At 58.7% G+C, this 1,780-nt stretch carries 1 protein-coding gene, 1 other RNA gene and 1 pseudogene; 1 reads left to right on the top strand and 2 read right to left on the bottom strand.

The features are described 5' to 3' along the window. A pseudogene (locus tag AB4Z11_RS30735) lies at positions 1-279 on the top strand (hypothetical protein); the annotation flags it as partial. A gap of 111 nt (positions 280-390) precedes the next feature. On the opposite strand, the gene ffs reads toward AB4Z11_RS30735, so the two are convergent. Both ffs and AB4Z11_RS30725 read right to left on the bottom strand, forming a co-directional pair. Next, positions 391-489, bottom strand: an RNA gene (gene ffs, locus AB4Z11_RS30730) — signal recognition particle sRNA small type. Positions 490-505: 16 nt separating this feature from the next. Beyond that, positions 506-1,780: UbiD family decarboxylase (locus tag AB4Z11_RS30725; protein ID WP_442029830.1), on the bottom strand; the 1,275-nt coding region annotated here is incomplete at its 5' end.

The raw sequence follows: 1,780 nt of genomic DNA, 5'->3' as shown, positions 1-1,780 counted from the left end.
CAATGGCAGTACAACACGTTGATGGACAGCGTGCCGCAATCGAACAATGCGATCGGCAAGCTGGCTGGTCTGGCGCGCATGTTCTTCCCGACGCTGAAAGGCGTGACGCTGAAGTTCGACAAGCCGGCGCAGCTGACTATTCAGTCGAAGGCCGGCGCGAAACAGCTGTCCAGCGATGCAAAAAATGAAATTCACTTGCTGCTGGACCAGGCGCTGCAAAAAGAGAATCCGACTGTCGCGCTGTCGGCGCGGCCGCATGAGGCCGAGCTGGACGACTAATTCAGAACCTGAGGCGTAACCCTGGTGTCTGCCACGGCGTGGCAGACACCTGCTTTGCGCCGTGGGTTTTAAGGGGGGCCTGCGGCCCGCTTACCATGGGAATAAGAATGAGGAGGCGAGCCTGATCTGCGGCACTTGCGGTGAACAGCTTTGGCTGCTTCGTTCCCGACCTGACCAGGTTAACCGTGCCACAATGCGCAGGGGCCCGCCCGGCCGCAATTATAGGTCATAAACCAAGCTGCTGCCAAATATCGTCCACGCGTGCTTTCACGTCGGGCGTCATCACAATTGTCGTGCCCCACTCACGGCTGGTTTCGCCCGGCCATTTATTGGTGGCGTCGATGCCCATCTTGCTGCCGAGGCCACTCACCGGCGATGCAAAGTCCAGGTAATCAATCGGCGTGTTATCGACCAGCGTGGTGTCGCGCGTCGGATCGACGCGAGTGGTTATCGCCCAGATCACTTCCTTCCAGTCGCGGATATTCACGTCCTCATCCACCACCACGATGAACTTGGTATACATGAACTGGCGCAGGAAGCTCCACACGCCGAACATCACGCGCTTGGCGTGGCCAGCGTACTGTTTGCGGATCTGGACCACGGCCATGCGGTAGCTGCAGCCTTCCGGCGGCAGGTAGAAGTCGGTGATCTCGCTGAACTGCTTTTGCAGCAGCGGCACGAAGACTTCGTTCAGCGCCAGTCCCAGCACGGCCGGCTCATCGGGCGGCTTGCCTGTATAAGTAGAGTGATAGATCGGATCGCGGCGCATCGTGATGCGGTCGATCGTGAAGACAGGGAACCAGTCCTGCTCATTGTAATAACCGGTATGGTCGCCGTATGGACCTTCCAGCGCATGCTCGTATTTCGATGGGTGGCTTTCGTCCGGATAGATATGCCCTTCCAGCACAATCTCCGCCGATGCCGGCACGCGCAGCTCGCTGCCGATGGCTTTGACTAATTCAGTACGGCTGCCGCGCAGSAGGCCTGCAAACTGATATTCAGACAAGGTATCCGGTACCGGCGTCACTGCACCAAGGATAGTCGCCGGGTCCGCCCCCAAAGCGACACAGACAGGATAAGGCTTCCCTGGATTCTTGATGCAATGCTCGCGGAAGTCCAGCGCGCCRCCGCGATGGGCCAGCCAGCGCATGATTACTTTATTAGGCCCCAGCACCTGCTGTCGATAGATGCCCAGATTCTGGCGCTTCTTATTAGGACCTTTAGTAATCACAAGGCCCCAAGTAATGAGAGGAGCCACATCGCCAGGCCAGCAATGCTGAATTGGCAAGCGGCCCAGGTCCACATCCTGCCCTTCCCAAACGATCTCCTGGCAGGGTGCGCCGCGCATCTCTTTTGGCGACATATCCCACACGGCTTTAACCAGGGAACCCATGCCCAGCAAGTCTTTAAAGCCTTTTGGCGGCTCCGGTTCCTTCAGCTGCGCCAGCACGTGGCCGATCTTGCGCAGTTCGGTCATGTCCTCCGCGCCCATGCCCAGCGC

Source organism: Pseudoduganella sp. RAF53_2 (genome assembly GCF_052113985.1).
GTDB lineage: Bacteria > Pseudomonadota > Gammaproteobacteria > Burkholderiales > Burkholderiaceae_D > Rugamonas.
The sequence above is the reverse complement of the archived record's forward strand: the minus strand, read 5'-3'. Positions and strand labels throughout refer to the sequence as shown.